The sequence below is a fragment of the Priestia sp. FSL P4-0332 genome (genome assembly GCF_038005845.1).
In the GTDB taxonomy this organism is placed as follows: Bacteria; Bacillota; Bacilli; order Bacillales; family Bacillaceae_H; genus Priestia.
The window spans coordinates 3,973,420-3,992,798 of sequence record NZ_JBBOUA010000001.1; the positions used below are offsets into that span (position 1 = coordinate 3,973,420).

Annotated in this window: 15 protein-coding genes and 1 riboswitch; of the genes, 1 reads left to right on the forward strand and 14 read right to left on the reverse strand. The window is 38.8% G+C overall.

All coding sequences use genetic code 11. The features are described from left to right. Positions 1 to 89 precede the first annotated feature (89 nt). Positions 90 to 231: riboswitch (cyclic di-AMP (ydaO/yuaA leader) on the reverse strand. Between the two features lie 191 nt (positions 232 to 422). The 5 genes from MKY06_RS20915 to hflX form a co-directional block, all read right to left on the reverse strand. Beyond that, a complete protein-coding gene (locus tag MKY06_RS20915; RefSeq protein WP_029320646.1) occupies positions 423 to 1,457 on the reverse strand; it encodes an N-acetylmuramoyl-L-alanine amidase in 1,035 nt (344 codons plus the stop codon). A 739-nt stretch (positions 1,458 to 2,196) separates the two neighbouring features. Beyond that, positions 2,197 to 3,531 (reverse strand): type I glutamate--ammonia ligase, encoded by a 1,335-nt coding sequence (gene glnA, locus MKY06_RS20920; protein ID WP_013058785.1) that lies wholly within the window; start codon positions 3,529 to 3,531, stop codon positions 2,197 to 2,199. A gap of 83 nt (positions 3,532 to 3,614) precedes the next feature. Continuing rightward, complete coding sequence (locus tag MKY06_RS20925) at positions 3,615 to 4,022, reverse strand: MerR family transcriptional regulator (protein WP_013058786.1); 408 nt, start codon at positions 4,020 to 4,022, stop codon at positions 3,615 to 3,617. Positions 4,023 to 4,213: 191 nt separating this feature from the next. Then, entirely contained in the window at positions 4,214 to 5,476 is a 1,263-nt protein-coding gene (locus MKY06_RS20930) for a methionine gamma-lyase family protein (protein WP_013058787.1), read from the reverse strand. A 14-nt stretch (positions 5,477 to 5,490) separates the two neighbouring features. Continuing rightward, on the reverse strand, positions 5,491 to 6,753 hold the full coding sequence (gene hflX / locus MKY06_RS20935; protein WP_078082127.1) for a GTPase HflX: 1,263 nt from the start codon (positions 6,751 to 6,753) through the stop codon (positions 5,491 to 5,493). 277 nt (positions 6,754 to 7,030) lie between these two features. Between hflX and MKY06_RS20940 the strand changes: the two genes are divergently transcribed. Further along, positions 7,031 to 7,642: a trimeric intracellular cation channel family protein gene (locus tag MKY06_RS20940; protein ID WP_013058789.1), complete on the forward strand. Its 612-nt coding sequence runs from the start codon at positions 7,031 to 7,033 to the stop codon at positions 7,640 to 7,642. Between the two features lie 31 nt (positions 7,643 to 7,673). Here the strand turns inward: MKY06_RS20940 and spoVK are convergent, their stop codons facing one another. The 9 genes from spoVK to miaB all read right to left on the reverse strand — a co-directional run bounded on the left by spoVK (position 7,674) and on the right by miaB (position 19,150). Continuing rightward, positions 7,674 to 8,630 (reverse strand): stage V sporulation protein K, encoded by a 957-nt coding sequence (gene spoVK, locus MKY06_RS20945; protein WP_013058790.1) that lies wholly within the window; start codon positions 8,628 to 8,630, stop codon positions 7,674 to 7,676. Positions 8,631 to 8,817: 187 nt separating this feature from the next. Then, the gene (gene hfq / locus MKY06_RS20950) at positions 8,818 to 9,042 is read right to left on the reverse strand and encodes an RNA chaperone Hfq (protein ID WP_013058791.1); all 225 of its coding nucleotides are present in this window, start codon (positions 9,040 to 9,042) and stop codon (positions 8,818 to 8,820) included. Between the two features lie 32 nt (positions 9,043 to 9,074). Further along, entirely contained in the window at positions 9,075 to 10,025 is a 951-nt protein-coding gene (gene miaA / locus MKY06_RS20955; RefSeq protein ID WP_025601390.1) for a tRNA (adenosine(37)-N6)-dimethylallyltransferase MiaA, read from the reverse strand. A gap of 100 nt (positions 10,026 to 10,125) precedes the next feature. Continuing rightward, on the reverse strand, positions 10,126 to 12,003 hold the full coding sequence (mutL, locus tag MKY06_RS20960; RefSeq protein ID WP_013058793.1) for a DNA mismatch repair endonuclease MutL: 1,878 nt from the start codon (positions 12,001 to 12,003) through the stop codon (positions 10,126 to 10,128). Between the two features lie 18 nt (positions 12,004 to 12,021). Further along, on the reverse strand, positions 12,022 to 14,679 hold the full coding sequence (mutS, locus tag MKY06_RS20965; protein ID WP_025601389.1) for a DNA mismatch repair protein MutS: 2,658 nt from the start codon (positions 14,677 to 14,679) through the stop codon (positions 12,022 to 12,024). A 163-nt stretch (positions 14,680 to 14,842) separates the two neighbouring features. Beyond that, on the reverse strand, positions 14,843 to 16,240 hold the full coding sequence (locus MKY06_RS20970) for an amino acid permease (protein WP_013084740.1): 1,398 nt from the start codon (positions 16,238 to 16,240) through the stop codon (positions 14,843 to 14,845). Between the two features lie 177 nt (positions 16,241 to 16,417). Continuing rightward, entirely contained in the window at positions 16,418 to 16,963 is a 546-nt protein-coding gene (locus MKY06_RS20975; RefSeq protein ID WP_013058796.1) for an outer spore coat protein CotE, read from the reverse strand. Positions 16,964 to 17,187: 224 nt separating this feature from the next. Further along, on the reverse strand, positions 17,188 to 17,619 hold the full coding sequence (locus MKY06_RS20980; RefSeq protein ID WP_013058797.1) for a RicAFT regulatory complex protein RicA family protein: 432 nt from the start codon (positions 17,617 to 17,619) through the stop codon (positions 17,188 to 17,190). 1 nt (position 17,620) lies between these two features. Then, the gene (gene miaB / locus MKY06_RS20985; RefSeq protein WP_025601388.1) at positions 17,621 to 19,150 is read right to left on the reverse strand and encodes a tRNA (N6-isopentenyl adenosine(37)-C2)-methylthiotransferase MiaB; all 1,530 of its coding nucleotides are present in this window, start codon (positions 19,148 to 19,150) and stop codon (positions 17,621 to 17,623) included. Between the last annotated feature and the right edge of the window lie 229 nt (positions 19,151 to 19,379).

Consider the following 19,379-nt stretch of genomic DNA (forward strand, 5'->3'; position numbering starts at 1 on the left):
AGTGATATCATTCCTAAAAAATACCTTTTTATGTTAAAAAAGCGCACAAAAAAAACACTAAGGGTTCTCAGCGTTTTTACACAGCTTAAACCTCCTCTCCAAAACGCTTATGGGGTTAGCTGTCGGATTCGGGCTATGAGAGTAGCCCTACCTTTAAAAAAAGGATTCACCCCAAGTGACAATGCACAAATTTGGGTCCCCCACTTCTGACGAATTAAGCGATAACAGGTCAATATAATTTTCGGTTAAAGGGTATGATCGATAACATGTTTCTTTCATAACTATCCTTTGTTCTTAGATAATATACTCCCGTACAAATGGTTTGTAAAGCATTATTTTACGTAAACCATAAAATAGTACTTAAGGCGCTTTTAACAGAAAAACAAAAGGCCTTCTGCTCGCTTACAGAAGACCTTTTTGCTTTAACTTTTTGCTTTTAAAACGGCTGCTAGCTTGTTTTTCGTTTGAGGACCATAAATGCCATCTACATCATAAGGAAGATACACAAGCTGAAAACGTCTTACTGCATCTTTCGTTTGAACTCCATATATTCCGTCTACTGACCCTACTTTAAAATTAACTGCGTTTAATGCTCTTTGAAGCTGTTTCACGGCTTCTCCAGAATCACCTTGCTTTAAAATTCCATTGGGAAGTGGATATTGTTCAGCAGGTGGTGTTGGAGATGGGTTTGGTGAAGTCCCTGAAGGAATAACAATTGTTTTTCCAACCTGTAGTGTTAAAGGATCAGAAAGCCCTGTATTCGCTTCTTGAAGCGCTTGTACTGTTATATTGTACTTCTGTGCAATACTGTACAGCGTATCTCCTTGCTTGATCGTATACGTTTTTGTACCTGGTTCAGAAGGTGATGGATTTGGTGTTGGTGTTGGATTTGGGTTTGGAACTGCACGACGGGGTAAATTCAAATAGACGGCAATTCCTTTTGCATACGATTCACCCATGCTTTTTAAAAAAGCTTCGTTTTGGAGAAGTGCTGCATCGGTGCGGTTATCAATAAAAGCTATTTCAGTTAGTACTGCGGGCATATTTGTTAAGCGAAGCACCGCATAATTGGCTGACTTTCGACCGCGATTCGGATGATTATACGATAGCAGCGTTGGCTGTACTTGGCCGTGGACAATTGATTGAAACGTTTTACTGGCATTGCTAGCGCTTCTGTAAACATAATCTTCGTACCCTGTTCCTCCACCGGCATTTACGTGAATAGACATAAATGCATCTGCTCCCCACGAATTAGCTTGAGAAGCGCGCTGAGATAACGATAAAAAAGTATCTGTGGTACGAGTGGTTTTAATCGTAAAGTCACTGTAGGTGCTATTTAAATAGCTTATTAAATATTGTTGAATTTTTAAAACTAAGTTTTTTTCATACAGTCCATTCGCTCCAACTGCTCCTGCATCTGCCCCACCATGTCCTGCATCAAGATAGATTTTTTTCATATTACTTGTCCCTCCTTATTGTTAACATATGCACGGGGGCAAAAAGTGCTACGTATACTAGCCTAGCAGGTGAAAAATCACTAAAAAAAAGACCCGCTGCCTAATGGCAACGGGTTATTCTGCTTTATAGACAGAATACTGAATAAGGATAGCTCTCAAGGAGTGACAGCTATATGCAGAGTGTTGATTCGTTGATTAAATGATAATAATTATCATTTTCATTTAAAGTATACACTACAAGGAAAGTTTTGTCTATTCTATTATCGTCATAAGCCTATTTAAAAAGAAGAACACCTACAACAATGAGAATAATCCAAATTGGAATGCTTATTAAAATTCCTATGACCAAACCTTTAAAGAAATTTCCTTCTTTCATTTTCCTTACATTCCTCTCCAACAGTATTTTCTATCGATACTGTGCCTGGCTGAAAATTCTCTGAAGTTATACTGAAATACAGTGCAGAGTGAACACATAAACAATCTCTCTATCTGTTATACACTACTTTTACATATAGATTCAATGAGACAAAAAGATTATCCTTTTTAATTCATATAACCAAATTCTTTCCTGTATATAACAAAACAATAAAAAGCCTCCCGTAAATTATACGACAGGCAGCTATACTTGTTTTATGAACAGCTTAGTTCGATATTTAATATACGCATGCAGAATATTATTCATTTTGAAAAACAAAAAAGTCCGAGAGAACGTATAAACGATCTCTCGGACTTTTAGGAATTAATATTGGCTCATGTATTGGTCACGTTCCCAAGGATGAACTTGTGTACGGAACATATCCCATTCGATTTCTTTCGCTTCAACGAAGTGCTCTGCTAAGTGTTCACCTAATGCAGAAACCATAACTTCGTTTGATTGGAAGCTATCTAAAGCTTGAGCTAATGTTGCAGGTAAATCTACGATACCTTCTTCAATACGCTCTTCTTTTGTCATTACATAGATATTACGATCGATAGGTTTTGGAGCTTCAAGGTTGTTCTTGATTCCATCTAAACCAGCTTTTAATAGAACAGCCATTGCTAAATATGGGTTAGCAGCTGGGTCTACGCTACGTACCTCAACACGAGTTCCTACGCCGCGAGAAGCTGGAATACGGATTAATGGGCTACGGTTGCGAGCAGACCATGCAACATAACAAGGAGCCTCATATCCAGGCACTAGACGCTTATAAGAGTTTACAGTAGGATTTGTTACTGCTGTAAAGCTATGTGCGTGCTTGATGATACCTGCGATAAATTGACGAGCAGTATCACTTAGCTCTAGATTACCGTTTTCATCATAAAATGCGTTTTGACCATCTTTAAATAATGAAACGTTACAGTGCATACCTGAACCATTCACACCAAATAATGGTTTTGGCATAAATGTAGCATGTAAGCCATGTTTACGTGCAATTGTTTTTACAACAAGTTTGAACGTTTGGATATCATCACAAGCTTTTAATGCAGCAGCATATTTGAAGTCAATCTCGTGTTGTCCAGGAGCTACCTCATGGTGAGATGCTTCAATTTCAAAGCCCATTTCTTCAAGCTCTAATACGATGTCACGACGGCAGTTTTCACCAAGGTCAGTTGGCGCTAAGTCGAAGTAGCCACCTTTATCATTTAATTCTAATGTAGGTTCGCCTTTTTCGTCTAATTTGAATAAGAAGAACTCTGGCTCAGGTCCAAGGTTAAAATCAGTAAATCCTAACTCTTCCATCTCTTTTAACACACGTTTTAAGTTATTACGTGGATCGCCATCAAACGGAGTTCTATCTGCATTGTAGATGTCACAAATAAAACGTGCTACTTTACCTTTTTCAGATGTCCAAGGGAAAATAACAAATGTATCAATATCCGGGAATAGGTACATATCTGATTCTTCAATACGCACAAACCCTTCAATAGAAGAACCGTCAAACATCATTTTGTTGTCTAACGCTTTTTCTAATTGACTTACTGGAATTTCAACGTTTTTAATTGTTCCTAAAATGTCAGTGAACTGAAGACGAATATACTTTACATTCTCTTCTTGAACTTTGCGGAAAATATCTTCTTTTGTGTACTTTGCCATCGTGTGATCCTCCCCTAAATCTCTATATAATATTTATAATCTATACCCCTCATATACGAACGGCATAAATATTGATAACTTTATTAATGAAAGAACCTGGACATATCTCCTTGATTTAAAGTTGCTCGATTAAAACGGCCTGCTTGCATAAGTTCTGCACGAAGCATTTTTCGCAATTCATCGTCCGTTAATTCTGGCTTTGCTGTTGCTGCCACAACTTTTTCTTCTTGCTTATGCCCTTTTTGCTCCTTTTGAAGATGAAACAGCTGTTTTACACCTGCTAAGTTTACACCTTGTTCAATAAGATCACGGATTTCAAGCAGCTTATCAACATCGTTAAATGAGAATAATCGTCGATTTCCCTCTGTTCTTACTGGTGCAACTAATTCATGTTCTTCATAGTAGCGAATTTGGCGAGCCGACAACTCAGTTAACTGCATCACAATTCCAATTGGGAAAAGTGGCGTATTTCTTCGAATGTTGTCACTCATTTCAGTTCCTCCTTTGGATTAACTATTTACATTGTATGCTATGTTAGTTCACCTGTCAACCGAATGTTAGTAATTCTAACATAAATTTTTCTGAACATTTCTTCTATACAAATAAATAGCACTTCGTTTATTTTTATAAGCCTATCTTTTCTTTCTTAGCGGGGAGAAAAATAGTCTTTCTATCTTATATTTTATAAAAGTTCTTTCGTCAGCATTTGATCTACTGCCATACATATTGCTACTTTTACGTGAGCATACGTTAACCCACCCTGCACGTAAGCGACATATGGAGGCCTGATAGGCCCATCTGCCGTCAGCTCGAGGCTTGCTCCTTGTATAAACGTTCCTGCTGCCATAATTACATCATCTTCGTACCCTGGCATATAAGCAGGATAGGCTGTTACGTGTGAATTAATTGGCGAAGCGAATTGAATAGCCTGACAAAAAGAAACCATTTTATCGCGGTCATCGAACTGCACGGATTGAATTAAATCCGTTCGTTCACTGTTCCACTTCGGTTCACTTTGCATCCCTAGTTCTTCAAACATAGCGGATGAGAAAACCGCTCCTTTTAATGCTTGACCGACTACGTGCGGCGCCAAGAAGAATCCTTGATACATTTCTTGTAAGCTATAAAGCGTCGCTCCAGCTTCTGCACCGATTCCAGGAGTTGTCATTCGGTATGAACAAGCCTCCACTAAATCTTTGCGTCCTGCAATATAACCGCCGATTTTAGCAAGGCCTCCACCGGGGTTCTTAATAAGCGACCCTGCCATCAAATCTGCTCCTACATGCGTTGGCTCGATTGTTTCTACAAATTCACCGTAGCAGTTATCAACAAATACTGTAACGTCGGGCTTAATACTCTTTACAAAAGAAATCATTTCTTTTATTTGCGCGACTGTAAAAGAAGGACGAATGCCGTAACCTTTTGAGCGCTGAATGCCTATCATCTTTGTGTGCTCATGAATAGACGCTTTCACTTCCTCAAAATCCACTTGACCTTGCGCTGTTAAATCTACTGATTTATAGCTAATATTATATTCTTTTAAAGAGCCTACGCCGCTTCCTCGTATACCAACAATTTCTTCAAGGGTGTCATAAGGCTTTCCGGTTATATATAATAGTTCATCTCCAGGACGCAGTACACCAAACAGCGATATGCCGATTGCGTGCGTACCTGAAATAATTTGCGGACGCACCAGGCAAGCTTCTGTTCCAAAAACGTCCGCGTATACTTTCTCCAACGTATCGCGGCCTAGATCGTCATATCCATACCCCGTTGTCGGATTAAAATGTGAATCACTCACTCGATTTTGCTGAAAGCTTTGCAGCACCCGAAATTGATTTGCTTCAATGCGCTCGTCAATTTTCTCATGCACGGGCTTAATTTGTTTTTCTACTTTTGCAGCAAGTTCTCGAATGCGTGCCCCGTTTTTTAACTGATCAAACATCATTTCTTTGTTCCTCAACTTTCTTCAAGCGTTTGTAGCTTTTTGTAAAGGGGATGCTCTTTTGCAATATACCCTTTGCACTGATACTTCTCAGTTTCTTCATTGAATTTTAACGACTCAACAATAGAGACCGTTTTGAGTTCAGCGAGCATTTTCCCTTCATAAGCCGGCAGCAGCACATGAAAAAACGCCATTTCTTTTTTCATTTCTTCTTGAATTCTTTCCCCAAGCTTCACTAAATCAGCGGCTTTAAAAGCGCTCATTGATAACGATGTCGAAGCGGATGGGACAAATAGTTCATGCTGCATATCTTCTTTATTGTAAACTGTCAGCATCGGAATGTCCGTTACGTTCAGCTCTTCTAGTAAGCGATGCACTGTTTTTTCGTGGTTGTTGTAATCTGGATTAGATGAATCTACCACGTGCAGAACAAGGTCAGCTTCGGTTACTTCTTCAAGTGTTGAACGGAACGCGGCTACTAACGTTGTTGGAAGATCTTGAATAAATCCAACCGTATCCGTTAACAGAGCCGTTAATCCTGACGGAAGCGTATACTGTCTTGTCGTTGGATCAAGAGTTGCAAACAGCTGATTTTCTTCAAAAATACCAGCTTCTGTTAAACGGTTAAAGATCGTCGATTTACCAGCGTTCGTATAGCCCACAATTGCAATTTGATAGACATGATTACGCTTACGTCTTTCTCGATAACGTTCGCGGTGACTTACCACTGTCTTTAACTGACGCTTAATTTCATCAATTTTACGGCGAATATGTCTACGGTCGCTTTCAAGTTTCGTTTCACCAGGACCTCTTGTTCCAATTCCGCCTCCAAGACGCGACAAAGCGGTACCTTGTCCTACTAACCTAGGTAGCAGATAATTTAATTGAGCAAGTTCCACCTGCATTTTTCCTTCTCGCGTTTGAGCACGCTGTGCGAAGATATCCAAAATCAGCTGCGTGCGGTCAATAATACGCGCAGATAACCCTGCTGACAAATTGCGGATTTGACTCGGTGACAATTCATCATTAAATACAATTAAATCAGGCTCTAACTCTTCTTCAAGAGCTACAAGTTCTTCTACTTTCCCTTTTCCAATATAAGTAGCTGGATGAATGCGATCGCGCTTTTGCGTTAACCTTACCAGCACTTCGCCTTTTGCAGTCTCAGTTAAAGATGCTAGCTCATCCATTGAATATTCAAAACGTTCGTCATCGTCATGAAGCTGACATCCGACTAAAATTACGCGTTCAAGTTCAGTATTCATTTCTGCTGTCAAAGATTTTTCCTTCCCTTACTATTAAATTGACAAATCATTCATATCATATCAAAAAAATGTCCATTTCTCCATCTTTGCAAAAGAGACAGAATACATTGTCTTTTACTAGTTTAACACCCTTTTTAAAATCTATAAAACGATGATTAAAAAAACATTGAAATATCACGAAATTCTGTATACAATTTGAATTGGTTTACTTATCGAAATTTGAATCAGGCTGCCTGATTTTAAAATAATAGTCGCTACTTGGTGAAAACAGAATAAAGGGGATAGCATCATGACTTGGGACGTACTTAGCATTATTGGAACGATTGCTTTTGCAATCAGCGGAGCTTTCATTGCCATGGAAGAGGAATATGATATTTTAGGCGTTTACATACTCGGAATCGTAACGGCTTTTGGCGGAGGAGCCATTCGAAACCTGCTTATCGGTGTACCGGTGTCTGCCCTTTGGGAACAAGGACTCTTTTTTCAGATTGCTTTATTATCTATCACTGCCACTTTTTTATTTCCAAACAATATCTTAAAACATTGGAAGCGATGGGGAAACTTTTCGGATGCCATTGGCCTTGCAGCATTCGCGATTCAAGGAGCGCTTTATGCCACTCATATGAACCATCCGCTTAGCGCGGTTATTGTAGCTGCGGTCTTAACAGGAAGCGGTGGGGGGATTATCCGAGATTTATTAGCACGCCGAAAGCCTACTGTTCTTAAAGATGAAATTTATGCGGTATGGGCGATTATCGCAGGATTTAGCGTGGGGCTGCATATTACAAATACGCCTGTAGAACTTTATACGTTATTTATCTTACTTGTAGGTCTTCGGATGTGTTCATATATTTACAAATGGCGCCTGCCGATCAAAACGATTCGACAGCCAAATATGTAGAAAAAAGCCTTTCATGACGAAAGGCTTTTTTTTACAGCTGAATATCGCTTGACGTTAAAGTTAGAAGCTCGTTGCGCTCATAGCTTTCTTCTTCTAAAAGCCTCATGGATTGAGTGCGTATGGAACGTTCGATAATGTTTCGCACATATCTACCGTTACTAAAATCCCTAGGCGTCTGATTGTACTTCACGTCCATGAAATGATCTTTTAGCTTTTTATAGGCCTCTGTACTAAACTGATACTGTCTGTCATTCATCATGTGACCGGCAATGTCCATTAGTTCATTGACATCATAATCCGGAAAATCAAAAATAAACGGAAACCTAGAGCGCAGTCCTGGATTAAGACTTAAGAAATTTTCCATTTCTCTTGGATAACCAGCTAAAATCAATACAAACTTATCATTTGAATCTTCCATATGTTTGACCAATGTATCAATCGCTTCTTTTCCAAAATCTTTTTCTCCCCCTCTTGCAAGAGAATAAGCCTCATCAATAAATAAAATACCTCCAAGCGCTTTTTTTACAAGATCTCTCGTTTTCTGAGCGGTATGACCAATGTATTCTCCAACTAAATCTGCCCGCTCTGCTTCAATTAAATGTCCTTTAGACAAGATGTTCATATTCAAAAATAATTTACCTAGCAGGCGGGCTACCGTCGTTTTCCCTGTTCCTGGATTTCCTTTAAACATCATATGCAGCGCCTGCTTTCCCGCTTTTAAGCCCTGTTCCTCTCTTTTTTTGTTAATATATAACCACGCATATATTTCTTTTATCATTTTTTTCAATTCTTCCATTCCAACCAGTCCGCTCATTTCTCGTTCAATTTCCCGAAGCGGCTCATGATTTATCACAGCTTTTTTGGCAGGACGCGGAATTGATGTCGTATACGATTTTTCCTTTTTTGTTTCATTATTTAAAATGATATTAATTTGCCCATTATTTTTAAGAGTTATCGGCTGCTCCACCATGTTCACCTCTCGTTTCATCCCACTTCTCTGTATCGCATAGCTGCATGCGATGAACGATACGAAGACAATGATCTCTTATTACCGAAGAAATAATCGTCTATTATAAGGTTTATGTTCGATGAGTAAAAACAATGTTAAGAAACTTTTTTAAGCCTTTATTTGCATAAAAAAAGCATCCGAATATGCGGATGCTTCTCATTAATCTCTATTCAAGTTCTACTGTAATATTTTTATTTGGTACAAATGTCGAAATAGCATGTTTATAAATCAGCTGCTGTTTTCCTTCAGATTCAATTAACACAGTAAAGTTATCAAATCCTTTAATTAGTCCTCTTAATTGAAAACCATTTAAAAGAAATACCGTCACATAGATATTTTCTTTACGTAATTGATTTAAAAATTGGTCTTGAATATTAACTGATTGTTTCATTATTCGGCCTCCTCGTTTCTCTATCTGTTTACTTAATTCGCTTCTTTCTTCAGCTTTCCTGCAATATATGTAAAAATTTCAGCAAACTTTTCGGGAAATTTGTCAACTTCCATCTTTATCCATTTTACAGGCATTTTATTTCGAAACCACGTTAACTGACGCTTTGCATATCTGCGTGAATTTTGTTTCAACTGTTCAACGGCTTCTTCGAGCGTACAGCGTCCTTCAAAATAAGCATACAGCTCTTTATAGCCGATAGCTTGAATTGATTGTACATCATGCAGACCACTTTCGTACAATGATTTGACTTCATCAAGCAGTCCAGCCTGCATCATCATATCGACTCGGTGATTAATTCTCTCATATAATACGTCTCTATCCATTGTAAGTCCAATAATGCTTACGTCATATAATAACTCTTGCGACTGTTCTTTTGTATAGTCACTGAATTTTTTGCCGGTTACTTCATAAACTTCAAGCGCTCTGATTACACGGCGATGGTTATTTTTATGGATAGCAGCTGCACTGTCTGGGTCAATTTCTTTTAGCTTTTCATACAGGGGATCAATGCCATGAGCTTTAATAAATACTTCCATTCGTTCACGAACTTTTTCATCACTAGGAGTTTCTGTGAACTGATAATCATAAATAACGGATTGAATATAAAGACCCGTCCCTCCAACAATCATCGGCATTTTTCCTCTAGCATGAATATCATCGATTTGTTTTCTTACAATCTCTTGAAATTCTGCCACAGAAAACGATTCATCTGGCTCCTTAATATCGATCAGGTAATGGGGAATACCCTGCTTCTCTTCTTCTGACACCTTTGCTGTTCCGATATCCATCCCTTTATAAATTTGCATGGAATCACCTGAAATAATTTCTCCGTCTAACTGTTTGGCAAGTTCAATGCTCAATTTTGTTTTACCAACCGCAGTTGGTCCAATAATGACAATAAGTTTGGGTTTCTCTCCCGTCATAACAACACTACTTTCATCTATAGGCATTCACATCATTCCATTTTATCCAAATGGCCATGATTTATTCAACAAAACGGCTAGCTGCAGCTAGCCGCATTGCCTACATCACTCGCTTAAACATTTTTTCCATTTCATACGTCGAATGATGAATAATAATTGGTCGTCCGTGCGGACACGTAAATGGATCTGTTGTTTTTCTCAACGTTTCAAGTAAAGCAAAAATCTCATCGTTTCGCAAATGATGATTCGCTTTAATCGATCCTTTACAGCTCATCATAATAGCCGCTTCTTCTCGTAACTTTTCGATATTGACTCGTTTCATCGTAAAGATTTGCTGAATCATTTCTTCAATGGTTTCCTGTTCCTCTCCTTTTGGAAACCACTGCGGATGCGAACGAACTATATAGGAGTTTTGTCCAAACGGTTCTAAAAAGACTCCTACTTCAGCAAGCATGTCTTTGTATTCTTCTAAAATCAAGGCTTCATTTCCCGAGAACTCTAGCGTAAGCGGCATAAGCAGTTCTTGAACTTCTGAATCTACTTCTCCAAGCTTTCGCTTAAAATATTCGTACTTAATTCTCTCCTGCGCCGCGTGCTGATCAATAATAAATAATCCTTTTTCATTTTGTGCCAAAATATACGTTCCGTGCATTTGGCCAATTGGGTACATCGCAGGAACACGCGGTTCTGGCCGCTCTTTGGCTGAATGGCTCGGTTCTGGAATAGGAGCGTTTTCTTCCACCGATTCTTCATAGTGTTCTATTTCTCGAAACGTTGGTTCGAGTTCTTCATCTTGACGTATGACCTCTTTTTTAACAGGCGGCATGATCTCGTCTACACGAGCGGGAGCCTCCTTAAGGCTAGGCTCGCGAACCATGTCAGACGGCTGATAGCCAGACGGTTTAGACCGATGATCAAATGTAAAGGTCTGCTGCTCAGTTGGCTGAACAGCTGATTTTGACTTAGTTGGTACTACAGCATCCGGAATTAACTGCTGCTTTTTAAAAGCAGCTTTCACTCCTTGTTCAATAAGTTCAAACAGCTCCGCTTCCTTACTTAAGCGCACTTCTAGTTTCGCTGGATGAACATTCACGTCCACTAACAAAGGGTCCATTGTAATGGTTAAAAACACGATTGGAAAACGGCCGATAGGTAAAAGGGTATGATAGCCCTGCTGTACCGCTTTTAACAGCCCGTAGTTTTTAACAAACCGACCGTTAATAATGGTCGACATGTAGTTACGAGAAGCTCTTGTAATTTCAGGAAGAGCGACGTAACCACTCACTTCATAATCAAGAGACTGAACGTTAATCGGAATCATTTTTCTGGCCACTGCCATTCCATAAATAGCTGCAAGCACTTGACGCACATCTCCGCTTCCGTTCGTATACAGAAGCTGTCTTCCTTGATGCATCAGCCGAATTGAAACTTCAGGATGAGACATCGCAAGGCGATTGACTACGTCCGTTACGTTACCAAGCTCCGTGTTTACCGTCTTCATATATTTTAAACGTGCAGGTGTGTTGAAAAATAAGTTTTCAATAACAAGTTCGGTACCTTTTCGACTTGACGTTAATTCGTGATGAACGATTTCTCCGCCTCTAAGTTTAAGATGAGTGCCGGCTTCTTCTCCCGTACTCGTTTTGAGTTCAAGCATTGAAACCGAAGCAATACTTGGCAAAGCTTCACCGCGAAATCCTAACGTTCGAATTCGAAATAAATCTTGCTCTGTTTTGATTTTACTTGTCGCATGTCTTTTAAAAGCGGTCAAGCAGTCTTCAGAAGCAATGCCGTCTCCATTATCCAATATACGAATTTTTGAAAGCCCAGCTTCTTCTAGCTCAATTTCAATAACTGTACTGTTTGCATCAATAGCATTTTCGACTAGTTCTTTCACCACCGAAGCAGGTCGTTCAACAACCTCTCCGGCAGCAATTTTATTTGAAAGTTCGTCTGAAAGCTGCACAATTTTACCCACAGACTCACTCCTCTCAATCTATTTCTTCTTTAATGATTTTTGCAGTTCATACATTGCATTCATTGCGTCTAAAGGCGTCATTTCTAAAATATCCAGCTCTTTTAAACGATCTATAATTGCTTTTTCCCGTTTCGAAAGCGCAGGCTTTTCTTTTTTCTCTTCTATTTCAAAGAACGAAAGCTGATTGGCTTCATCTGCTTTTTTATTATCTGCACGTTCTTCTTGAACCAAAGAAGCACCTTCTTGTGGAACTTGTTGTGTCATCTCTTCTCTTTTTGGAGCCTGATGTACAGGTTCACGCTCAGAAGATTGTTCTAAATCGTGTAAGATGACGCGAGCTCGCTCTAGAAGCGGATCTGGAAGTTCCGCTAGTTCCGCTACGTGAATACCATAACTTTTATCTGCGGCACCATCTTTGATTTTGTGTAAAAAGACGACTTTCCCATTTTTTTCAACCGCGCTTACATGAACATTTTTAAGCGCAGGAAGCGACTCATCGAGTACGGTTAATTCATGATAATGAGTAGAAAATAGTGTCTTACAGCCAATATGTTCATGAACGTATTCAATAATTGCTTGAGCAAGAGCCATTCCGTCATACGTAGACGTGCCGCGTCCAATTTCATCTAACAGAATTAGACTCGACTGAGTGGCATTTGTCACTGCATTTTTCGTTTCTAGCATCTCGACCATAAACGTACTTTGACCTGAAATTAAGTCATCGGCTGCTCCGATACGTGTAAACACTTGATCAAAAATCGGCAGAACCGCTTCGTCTGCTGGCACAAAACAGCCAATTTGAGCTAATATCGCCGTTAAAGCGACCTGACGCATGTACGTACTTTTACCAGACATATTGGGTCCTGTAATCAGTAAAATTGAACTATCATCCGTCATTTGACAGTCGTTTGGCACATATTCCTGCGAATTCATTACTTTTTCTACCACTGGATGGCGTCCATTTTGAATCGAAATATCTTCACTTGAAAAAATAGGCTTCGTGTAATGACGTTCTTCACTGATTTTTGCAAAGCACTGCAGTACGTCAAGCTCACTTACTTTTTTAGCGAGTTCTTGCAGCCTTGGAATATATGCTTTTACTTCTTCACGAATTTGTAAAAACAATTCATATTCCAGCTCTACAATTTTCTCTTCCGCTTCTAAAATCAGCGCTTCTTTTTCTTTCAGCTCAGGCGTAATAAAACGTTCTGCATTGGTTAACGTCTGTTTTCGTTCATACATTCCTTCAGGCAAAAGATGGAGATTTGCCCGCGTTACTTCTATATAATAGCCGAACACGCGATTATAACCAATTTTCAGTGAGCGAATCCCTGTTTTCTCACGCTCTTGCTGTTCAAGTGACGCAATCCACGTTTTTCCGTTTCGGCTTGCATCTCGGTATTGATCAAGCTGTTCATGATAGCCGTCATTAATAATGTCTCCTTCTTTAATTGACAAAGGAGGGTGCTCTTTTAATCCTCTTTCAAGAAGATTAGCTAATCGCTCACAAGGATCAATGTCTTCAACAAGCTTGGTGGCATAAGGGTGATTCAAACGATTCACAACCTCTTGGATATGAGGCACATTTTGCAATGATTTTTTTAATTGAATTAAATCACGAGCATTTACATTACCAAAAGCTACTCGACCAGCTAAGCGTTCTAAATCATATACGTCTTTTAGCAACTCTCGCAGTTCTTCTCGTTCAAAAAACTGTTTCATTAAGACATCTACCATATTCAAACGATTATCAATATCCGCTTGTTTTAAAAGCGGACGGTCAATCCAATTTTTTAATAAACGGCCGCCCATTGCCGTAACAGTCTGGTCTAATAACCATAGAAGCGAGCCTTTCTTTCCTTTTGAACGAATCGTTTCGGTTAACTCTAAGTTTCGCTTAGAGAACAAATCAATTTTCATATATTCATTGATTTGATAAAACTGCACGGGCTGTAAGTGTTCAAGCGAACGCTTCTGCGTGCGAGTTAAATACTGAAGAATACGCGCAAACGTTGTAATAAGCTTTTGCTGCTGAAGCGACTCTACTAAATAATCTAGTCCTTCTACTTGCTCTGTACTATTCTCATAAGAAATGGTAATCGTCATGCGCTCTTTTAGTGTTTGTAATAAGTCAGCAGGAAACTCAGAGCTTACAACGACTTCTTTTGCTTCTTTTGCATAAATCTCTGAGACTATATCGTGAAACGAACTAACAAGCGTTACGCTGTTTTCTCCTGTAGACAAATCAGAAAGAGCAAGACCAAACGTTTGATCCTCGAACCCAGTAACAGAACAAATATAGTTATTTTCCTTTTCATGCAGTCCGCGTTCGTTCATCAGTGTTCCGGGTGAAATCACCTGTACCACTTCTCGCTTTACAACACCTTTTGCATGCTTAGGGTCTTCTACTTGCTCACAAATAGCTACTTTAAATCCCTTTTCAATTAAACGCTCGATATACGTAGGAGCAGAGTGATACGGAACCCCGCACATCGGAATTCTCTCTTGTCCTCCTCCGTCTCGACTTGTTAATGTTATTTCAAGTTCTTGAGAAGCTGTCGTAGCATCTTCAAAGAACATTTCATAAAAATCACCTAATCTAAAAAATAAAAAGGCATCTTGATACTCTGCCTTAATTCTCAAATATTGCTGTATCATTGGCGTATACGCTGCCATACTATTCCTCCATACCACATCTAGTTGTGCGTTTTTGCTACACGTATTATAACATAAGTCTTTCTTAAACTTAATTTATTCAAATAGAACAATCTTCAATTTCTTTTCATAAAACAAATAAAAAAGCTTCGGACGAAGGAAGAAGCTTGTCCGAAGCTTTTCATTATTTACTGCTGTTCAAATGACTATGCTTACGTCCGTATAAGAAGTAAACCACTAGCCCTAGTACAAGCCAAATTACGAAACTAATCCATGTTAACTTTGGAAGCTGAAGTGCTAAGTATAAACAGAACACAAAAGCTAAAATTGGAATCACCGGCACGAACGGTACGCGGAAACCAGTCGATTCTGAAGTTTGTTTTGATTTACGTAAATATAAAATTCCAATTGATACGGTCATGAAAGCAAAAAGAGTACCGATGTTTGTTAACTCTGCTAATCTTCCTAATGGTACTAAACCAGAGAAGATGGATACTAGTAAACATGTAATCCACGTATTTACTACTGGCGTTTGTTTTTTCTCACTAATTTTTGAAAAAGGCTTTGGCAATAGACCATCTCGACTGATCGCATAAAATAAACGAGTTTGTCCATACATCATAACGAGTAATACCGTTGTAATACCAACAATTGCGCCTAATGAAATAAATCCTGCTACCCAGTCTTGGTTAATGTAGCTTAAAGCAAATGCTACAGGGTTTTTAACATTTAATTCTGTATAAGGTACGATTCCTGTTAAGATAAGCGATACGACGATATAAAGGACTGTACAAATCGCGAGAGATGCGATAATTCCGATTGGCATATCCCGCTGAGGCTTGCGTACTTCCTCGGCCGCTGTTGCTACAGCATCAAACCCAATGTAGGCGAAGAATACAGTTGCTGCTCCTGTCGCTACTCCCGAGAAACCAAACGGCATAAACGGCGTCCAGTTTTCTGGTTTAACATAGCTAACTCCTACCCCGATAAACAGAAGTACAACAGCAAGTTTAATAATAACCATGATAGCATTAAAACGTGAAGATTTTTTTACTCCTTGCGTTAAAAGTAATGTGATTAAAAACACGATCATAATTGCTGGAATATCAATATACGTGCCGTTTGCAGGATTGTATGCACTTGTTAAAGCTTTGGGAAAATGTATGCCAAACCCTGCTAATAATCCTTGGAAATACCCGGACCATCCGCTGGCTACAGCAGAAGAAGCAAGACCGTATTCCAAGATAAGATCCCACCCTAAAATCCAAGCGATTAATTCACCAAATGTTGCATAACTGTAAGTGTATGCACTTCCTGAAACTGGAACTGTTGAGGCAAACTCTGCATAACAAAGAGCTGCAAACACACACGCAAGTCCTGACATAATGAAAGATATAACTAAAGCTGGACCGGCATGTTCAGCGGCGGCTACACCCGTTAATACAAAAATTCCGGTTCCGATAATGGCTCCAATTCCTAACATTGTTAAATCGAAAGCGCCTAAATCCTTTTTTAATTTAACACCTTTAGAATTGGTTTCACTAATTAACGTTTGAATTGATTTTTTTCGAAATAAGCTCATAGTAAACCCCCAAAAAATACTTATCTGATATAACTAAATTTTCTGAAAATTAATGCATTATTTTCTTTAGATTTACTATACACTGCGCATTCGACAAAAAGCAATATATTTTTTTGTTTTTATAAGAATTTTCTTAAAATAGTAAAAATAAAAAAACTAGGAAGAACTTCTTCCTAGTTACTCATCGTCCCCTAATATAAAATCAGGATCCAAATCTTCAAATTCATCGTCATCTACGTCTAAATCAAACTCATCTTCATCATCGCAGCCTTTCGGATTTACTGCAACACAAACCTTGGTTTCGCCAATCACTTCTGCCAATAATTCTCTCTCTACTTGAACAATCGTTTTATTGCCATTTGGTGAAATTGTGCACTCTAGGCAATTTGGCTGCTGCAGCACGCGAACAATTACTTCATAATCGTCTCCAATCGAATCTTCATCTTTATAGCGCAGCTTAATATTATCTTTGTATGATACGGTTTCCGTCCAAACTTCGGTTTTTGTATTATTATTGTACGAATACCAGATGTTAATATCATATCTGCCGTCAACTTCTACATTGCTGCCGCTTTTTTTTGCTTTGTACTCATGGTTAATCACCCAGCACCCCAAGATGCTTGTTGGTCGATTTTTCGGTGCAAGCGTATGAGACGATTGTGTAAACTTGCGACCTTTACCTACGACTGCTTTTGTAATAATTTCTCTATAGTGTTGTGACATGTGAGCATACCCTCCTCAAACTATCTTCATTTCATCCTATGCAGGCTCATTCACTTGTTTGCACATTATTTTTAAGAAACTAGGTTTAAGGCATAAAAAACCTATGTTCCATTGTATGCAAGGATATAGAAAAACGTGACAATTATTAGAGAGAAAATCTGCCCAATTTTATGCCACGGGATGCACAAAAAAATGCCTCAGCAAATTGCTGAGGCATTTTTTCTTTATGAGCAGCTAGATCCAGGGCTGTTTCGCACCTGTGAACCTGTTTCACCGCGCAGTAAATCACCATCTGTTGACACAATAATTTCATCCGTTACTGTGTTTGAAATAGTGTTAGCGACAAGTTGAAGCAAATCATTCACGTTTATTTGAGACTCTTGAAACTGCTGAATAATCGGCAGTTCATCGAGCTCTTCCTGTAAGCGATCGATTTTTGCCTCCACTTGTTTTAACGCTTCTGTTTTACCATAATGTTGGAAATTAACAGCTTGTTTTTGCAAGCTTTTAATGCTTGCAATGGTTTCACGCACTTTTTGATTTTCGTTAAGCTGAGCTTCGGCACGCTTGAAGAAATCTACTTCTTCCGTTTCAGCAATCATTTTTGCCAGCTCTTGAGCACGTTTAATTACGTCACTCTTGTTATACTGCGCCATATTACTTCACCTCTGCTGTTTCTTCTACCATTTCCCCGTTTAATGTCCATGTTTTGGCTTTTGTAACTTTTACTTTTACAAGTTGACCAATCACTGACTTAGGTGCTTTGAAGTTTACAAGCTTACTTTTTTCAGTGTAGCCTGCTAGTACTTCAGGGTTATTTTTACTTTCACCTTCTACTAATACTTCGACAACTTTACCTTCATATTCCTTCAATTTCTTTGCAGAAATTTCATTTACAAGAGCATTTAAGCGCTGAAGACGCTCTTTTTTCACTTCCATTGGTACATTGTCTTGCATCTTAGCAGCCGGAGTACCTTCACGAGGTGAGTAAATAAACGTGTACGCACTATCAAATTCAACCTCACGATATAGTGACATTGTTTCTTCAAACTGCTCATCCGTTTCATTTGGGAAACCAACAATAATATCAGTTGTTAATGATGCCGTTGGAATGGCTTCTTTAATTTTACGAACAAGCTCTAAATAATGTTCACGAGAATATTTTCGTGCCATAATTTTTAAGATGTCGCTGCTTCCTGATTGCACAGGTAAGTGAATGTGGTCGACAAGATTTCCGCCTTTAGCTAGAACTTCAATTAAACGGTCATCAAAGTCGCGAGGGTGACTTGTTGTAAAACGAATACGGGCAACATCAATTTTACGGATTTCATCCATTAAATCCCCTAAGCCGTACGTCATGTCTTCAAAATCTTTTCCGTATGCATTAACGTTTTGGCCTAAAAGCGTAATTTCTTTATAGCCTTGAGCAGCTAAATGACGTACTTCTTGGATAATGTCTTCTGGACGGCGGCTTCGTTCTTTTCCTCGCGTATACGGAACGATACAGTACGTACAGAACTTGTCACAGCCGTACATGATGTTAACCCATGCTTTAACGCTGCCTTTACGTGCTCTTGGAAGGTTTTCAATAACATCCCCTTCTTTAGACCATACTTCAATTACCATTTCTTTTGCTAAGTATGCTTCATTTAGAATGTGGGGCAAACGGTGAATATTATGTGTACCAAAAATCATATCCACGTGCTGATGTTTTTGTAAAATTTTATTTACAACTGACTCTTCTTGAGACATACATCCGCAGACGCCGATTAATAATTCAGGGCGCTCGCGCTTCAAGGCCTTCAAGTGTCCTAATTCACCAAACACTTTATTTTCCGCATTTTCACGGATTGCACACGTATTCAATAAAATAACATGAGCATCTTCAACAGAGTCAGTTGGCTCGTAGCCAAGGCCTAGAAAAATACCAGCCATTACTTCTGTATCGTGCTCATTCATTTGACAGCCGTACGTACGGATATAAAACTTACGTCCCTGTCCCATTCCATGAAACTGTTCATCGATTGCAAAATCATTGTGATAGGAAACTTCTTCTTTTCCTCGTTTTTTCGCATCTTTTAAAGAAGGTGGCATGTATACTGTTTGAAAATATTTACTGTAATCCTTTTCGGATTTTTTGTCCGCTGGATTAACTTGGTTGCTTTCTAAACGTTGTTTTTCATTCATAAAAAAATCTCCTTTCGCCATGACAATTGTCACGTTGCACCTGTAAATCGCAAAAAAATGTGAGAGCCTTATGCTTATGCATAAAACTCATCACATTAACATAGTATATAACTTTCAAGTAGCGAACACAATCATATACCTATTTTCTATACCTGTTTCGTTAAAATTTCGTTCGACTTTCGAAATATTTATTAAATCACAAAAAGAGATTGATACATAACTAAATTAA